The 5550-nt window shown below is 52.5% G+C and carries 3 protein-coding genes and 2 pseudogenes; 1 reads left to right on the plus strand and 4 read right to left on the minus strand.

Annotated features, from left to right (window positions below):
* Window positions 1-1777: 1777 nt before the first annotated feature.
* The 4 genes and pseudogenes from ble to Q664_RS26525 all read right to left on the minus strand — a co-directional run.
* A complete protein-coding gene (ble, locus tag Q664_RS26515; protein WP_052518700.1) occupies window positions 1778-2140 on the minus strand; it encodes a BLMT family bleomycin binding protein in 363 nt (120 codons plus the stop codon).
* A 20-nt stretch (window positions 2141-2160) separates the two neighbouring features.
* The gene (locus tag Q664_RS26520) at window positions 2161-2955 is read right to left on the minus strand and encodes an aminoglycoside O-phosphotransferase APH(3')-IIa (protein WP_000572405.1); all 795 of its coding nucleotides are present in this window, start codon (window positions 2953-2955) and stop codon (window positions 2161-2163) included.
* Window positions 2956-2983: 28 nt separating this feature from the next.
* A pseudogene (locus Q664_RS55165) lies at window positions 2984-3313 on the minus strand (IS4 family transposase); the annotation flags it as partial.
* A gap of 515 nt (window positions 3314-3828) precedes the next feature.
* Window positions 3829-4452 (minus strand): annotated as a pseudogene (locus Q664_RS26525) (tetracycline resistance MFS efflux pump); the annotation flags it as partial.
* Between the two features lie 56 nt (window positions 4453-4508).
* On the opposite strand from Q664_RS26525, the gene Q664_RS55180 reads away from it, so the two are divergent.
* Window positions 4509-5237: a hypothetical protein gene (locus tag Q664_RS55180; RefSeq protein ID WP_000509882.1), complete on the plus strand. Its 729-nt coding sequence runs from the start codon at window positions 4509-4511 to the stop codon at window positions 5235-5237.
* Window positions 5238-5550: the final 313 nt, after the last annotated feature.

A 5550-nucleotide genomic window follows, 5' to 3' on the forward strand; every position in this document is an offset into this window, starting at 1 on the left:
CCTTTTTTTCTGCGCGTAATCTGCTGCTTGCAAACAAAAAAACCACCGCTACCAGCGGTGGTTTGTTTGCCGGATCAAGAGCTACCAACTCTTTTTCCGAAGGTAACTGGCTTCAGCAGAGCGCAGATACCAAATACTGTCCTTCTAGTGTAGCCGTAGTTAGGCCACCACTTCAAGAACTCTGTAGCACCGCCTACATACCTCGCTCTGCTAATCCTGTTACCAGTGGCTGCTGCCAGTGGCGATAAGTCGTGTCTTACCGGGTTGGACTCAAGACGATAGTTACCGGATAAGGCGCAGCGGTCGGGCTGAACGGGGGGTTCGTGCACACAGCCCAGCTTGGAGCGAACGACCTACACCGAACTGAGATACCTACAGCGTGAGCTATGAGAAAGCGCCACGCTTCCCGAAGGGAGAAAGGCGGACAGGTATCCGGTAAGCGGCAGGGTCGGAACAGGAGAGCGCACGAGGGAGCTTCCAGGGGGAAACGCCTGGTATCTTTATAGTCCTGTCGGGTTTCGCCACCTCTGACTTGAGCGTCGATTTTTGTGATGCTCGTCAGGGGGGCGGAGCCTATGGAAAAACGCCAGCAACGCGGCCTTTTTACGGTTCCTGGCCTTTTGCTGGCCTTTTGCTCACATGTTCTTTCCTGCGTTATCCCCTGATTCTGTGGATAACCGTATTACCGCCTTTGAGTGAGCTGATACCGCTCGCCGCAGCCGAACGACCGAGCGCAGCGAGTCAGTGAGCGAGGAAGCGGAAGAGCGCTGACTTCCGCGTTTCCAGACTTTACGAAACACGGAAACCGAAGACCATTCATGTTGTTGCTCAGGTCGCAGACGTTTTGCAGCAGCAGTCGCTTCACGTTCGCTCGCGTATCGGTGATTCATTCTGCTAACCAGTAAGGCAACCCCGCCAGCCTAGCCGGGTCCTCAACGACAGGAGCACGATCATGCGCACCCGTCAGATCCAGACATGATAAGATACATTGATGAGTTTGGACAAACCACAACTAGAATGCAGTGAAAAAAATGCTTTATTTGTGAAATTTGTGATGCTATTGCTTTATTTGTAACCATTATAAGCTGCAATAAACAAGTTAACAACAACAATTGCATTCATTTTATGTTTCAGGTTCAGGGGGAGGTGTGGGAGGTTTTTTAAAGCAAGTAAAACCTCTACAAATGTGGTATGGCTGATTATGATCTCTAGTCAAGGCACTATACATCAAATATTCCTTATTAACCCCTTTACAAATTAAAAAGCTAAAGGTACACAATTTTTGAGCATAGTTATTAATAGCAGACACTCTATGCCTGTGTGGAGTAAGAAAAAACAGTATGTTATGATTATAACTGTTATGCCTACTTATAAAGGTTACAGAATATTTTTCCATAATTTTCTTGTATAGCAGTGCAGCTTTTTCCTTTGTGGTGTAAATAGCAAAGCAAGCAAGAGTTCTATTACTAAACACAGCATGACTCAAAAAACTTAGCAATTCTGAAGGAAAGTCCTTGGGGTCTTCTACCTTTCTCTTCTTTTTTGGAGGAGTAGAATGTTGAGAGTCAGCAGTAGCCTCATCATCACTAGATGGCATTTCTTCTGAGCAAAACAGGTTTTCCTCATTAAAGGCATTCCACCACTGCTCCCATTCATCAGTTCCATAGGTTGGAATCTAAAATACACAAACAATTAGAATCAGTAGTTTAACACATTATACACTTAAAAATTTTATATTTACCTTAGAGCTTTAAATCTCTGTAGGTAGTTTGTCCAATTATGTCACACCACAGAAGTAAGGTTCCTTCACAAAGATCCGGACCAAAGCGGCCATCGTGCCTCCCCACTCCTGCAGTTCGGGGGCATGGATGCGCGGATAGCCGCTGCTGGTTTCCTGGATGCCGACGGATTTGCACTGCCGGTAGAACTCCGCGAGGTCGTCCAGCCTCAGGCAGCAGCTGAACCAACTCGCGAGGGGATCGAGCCCGGGGTGGGCGAAGAACTCCAGCATGAGATCCCCGCGCTGGAGGATCATCCAGCCGGCGTCCCGGAAAACGATTCCGAAGCCCAACCTTTCATAGAAGGCGGCGGTGGAATCGAAATCTCGTGATGGCAGGTTGGGCGTCGCTTGGTCGGTCATTTCGAACCCCAGAGTCCCGCTCAGAAGAACTCGTCAAGAAGGCGATAGAAGGCGATGCGCTGCGAATCGGGAGCGGCGATACCGTAAAGCACGAGGAAGCGGTCAGCCCATTCGCCGCCAAGCTCTTCAGCAATATCACGGGTAGCCAACGCTATGTCCTGATAGCGGTCCGCCACACCCAGCCGGCCACAGTCGATGAATCCAGAAAAGCGGCCATTTTCCACCATGATATTCGGCAAGCAGGCATCGCCATGGGTCACGACGAGATCCTCGCCGTCGGGCATGCGCGCCTTGAGCCTGGCGAACAGTTCGGCTGGCGCGAGCCCCTGATGCTCTTCGTCCAGATCATCCTGATCGACAAGACCGGCTTCCATCCGAGTACGTGCTCGCTCGATGCGATGTTTCGCTTGGTGGTCGAATGGGCAGGTAGCCGGATCAAGCGTATGCAGCCGCCGCATTGCATCAGCCATGATGGATACTTTCTCGGCAGGAGCAAGGTGAGATGACAGGAGATCCTGCCCCGGCACTTCGCCCAATAGCAGCCAGTCCCTTCCCGCTTCAGTGACAACGTCGAGCACAGCTGCGCAAGGAACGCCCGTCGTGGCCAGCCACGATAGCCGCGCTGCCTCGTCCTGCAGTTCATTCAGGGCACCGGACAGGTCGGTCTTGACAAAAAGAACCGGGCGCCCCTGCGCTGACAGCCGGAACACGGCGGCATCAGAGCAGCCGATTGTCTGTTGTGCCCAGTCATAGCCGAATAGCCTCTCCACCCAAGCGGCCGGAGAACCTGCGTGCAATCCATCTTGTTCAATCATGCGAAACGATCCTCATCCTGTCTCTTGATCAGATCTTGATCCCCTGCGCCATCAGATCCTTGGCGGCAAGAAAGCCATCCAGTTTACTTTGCAGGGCTTCCCAACCTTACCAGAGGGCGCCCCAGCTGGCAATTCCGGTTCGCTTGCTGTCCATAAAACCGCCCAGTCTAGCTATCGCCATGTAAGCCCACTGCAAGCTACCTGCTTTCTCTTTGCGCTTGCGTTTTCCCTTGTCCAGATAGCCCAGTAGCTGACATTCATCCGGGGTCAGCACCGTTTCTGCGGACTGGCTTTCTACGTGTTCCGCTTCCTTTAGCAGCCCTTGCGCCCTGAGTGCTTGCGGCAGCGTGAAGCTTTTTGCAAAAGCCTAGGCCTCCAAAAAAGCCTCCTCACTACTTCTGGAATAGCTCAGAGGCCGAGGCGGCCTCGGCCTCTGCATAAATAAAAAAAATTAGTCAGCCATGGGGCGGAGAATGGGCGGAACTGGGCGGAGTTAGGGGCGGGATGGGCGGAGTTAGGGGCGGGACTATGGTTGCTGACTAATTGAGATGCATGCTTTGCATACTTCTGCCTGCTGGGGAGCCTGGGGACTTTCCACACCTGGTTGCTGACTAATTGAGATGCATGCTTTGCATACTTCTGCCTGCTGGGGAGCCTGGGGACTTTCCACACCCTAACTGACACACATTCCACAGCCGGATCTGCAGGACCCAACGCTGCCCGAGATGCGCCGCGTGCGGCTGCTGGAGATGGCGGACGCGATGGATATGTTCTGCCAAGGGTTGGTTTGCGCATTCACAGTTCTCCGCAAGAATTGATTGGCTCCAATTCTTGGAGTGGTGAATCCGTTAGCGAGGTGCCGCCGGCTTCCATTCAGGTCGAGGTGGCCCGGCTCCATGCACCGCGACGCAACGCGGGGAGGCAGACAAGGTATAGGGCGGCGCCTACAATCCATGCCAACCCGTTCCATGTGCTCGCCGAGGCGGCATAAATCGCCGTGACGATCAGCGGTCCAATGATCGAAGTTAGGCTGGTAAGAGCCGCGAGCGATCCTTGAAGCTGTCCCTGATGGTCGTCATCTACCTGCCTGGACAGCATGGCCTGCAACGCGGGCATCCCGATGCCGCCGGAAGCGAGAAGAATCATAATGGGGAAGGCCATCCAGCCTCGCGTCGCGAACGCCAGCAAGACGTAGCCCAGCGCGTCGGCCGCCATGCCGGCGATAATGGCCTGCTTCTCGCCGAAACGTTTGGTGGCGGGACCAGTGACGAAGGCTTGAGCGAGGGCGTGCAAGATTCCGAATACCGCAAGCGACAGGCCGATCATCGTCGCGCTCCAGCGAAAGCGGTCCTCGCCGAAAATGACCCAGAGCGCTGCCGGCACCTGTCCTACGAGTTGCATGATAAAGAAGACAGTCATAAGTGCGGCGACGATAGTCATGCCCCGCGCCCACCGGAAGGAGCTGACTGGGTTGAAGGCTCTCAAGGGCATCGGTCGAGGAACTTTCGGCGGCTTTGCTGTGCGACAGGCTCACGTCTAAAAGGAAATAAATCATGGGTCATAAAATTATCACGTTGTCCGGCGCGGCGACGGATGTTCTGTATGCGCTGTTTTTCCGTGGCGCGTTGCTGTCTGGTGATCTGCCTTCTAAATCTGGCACAGCCGAATTGCGCGAGCTTGGTTTTGCTGAAACCAGACACACAGCAACTGAATACCAGAAAGAAAATCACTTTACCTTTCTGACATCAGAAGGGCAGAAATTTGCCGTTGAACACCTGGTCAATACGCGTTTTGGTGAGCAGCAATATTGCGCTTCGATGACGCTTGGCGTTGAGATTGATACCTCTGCTGCACAAAAGGCAATCGACGAGCTGGACCAGCGCATTCGTGACACCGTCTCCTTCGAACTTATTCGCAATGGAGTGTCATTCATCAAGGACGCCGCTATCGCAAATGGTGCTATCCACGCAGCGGCAATCGAAACACCTCAGCCGGTGACCAATATCTACAACATCAGCCTTGGTATCCAGCGTGATGAGCCAGCGCAGAACAAGGTAACCGTCAGTGCCGATAAGTTCAAAGTTAAACCTGGTGTTGATACCAACATTGAAACGTTGATCGAAAACGCGCTGAAAAACGCTGCTGAATGTGCGGCGCTGGATGTCACAAAGCAAATGGCAGCAGACAAGAAAGCGATGGATGAACTGGCTTCCTATGTCCGCACGGCCATCATGATGGAATGTTTCCCCGGTGGTGTTATCTGGCAGCAGTGCCGTCGATAGTATGCAATTGATAATTATTATCATTTGCGGGTCCTTTCCGGCGATCCGCCTTGTTACGGGGCGGCGACCTCGCGGGTTTTCGCTATTTATGAAAATTTTCCGGTTTAAGGCGTTTCCGTTCTTCTTCGTCATAACTTAATGTTTTTATTTAAAATACCCTCTGAAAAGAAAGGAAACGACAGGTGCTGAAAGCGAGCTTTTTGGCCTCTGTCGTTTCCTTTCTCTGTTTTTGTCCGTGGAATGAACAATGGAAGTCAACAAAAAGCAGAGCTTATCGATGATAAGCGGTCAAACATGAGAATTCGCGGCCGCA

The organism is Archangium violaceum Cb vi76 (assembly GCF_000733295.1).
Classification (GTDB): domain Bacteria; phylum Myxococcota; class Myxococcia; order Myxococcales; family Myxococcaceae; genus Archangium; species Archangium violaceum.

What these genes read in the sequence shown, in the direction of transcription:
- ble (WP_052518700.1), bottom strand. Translation starts at nt 2,140, where the DNA reads ATGACCGACCAAGCGACGCCCAACCTGCCATCACGAGATTTCGATTCC.
- Q664_RS26520 (WP_000572405.1), bottom strand. Translation starts at nt 2,955, where the DNA reads ATGATTGAACAAGATGGATTGCACGCAGGTTCTCCGGCCGCTTGGGTG.
- Q664_RS55180 (WP_000509882.1), top strand. Translation starts at nt 4,509, where the DNA reads ATGGGTCATAAAATTATCACGTTGTCCGGCGCGGCGACGGATGTTCTG.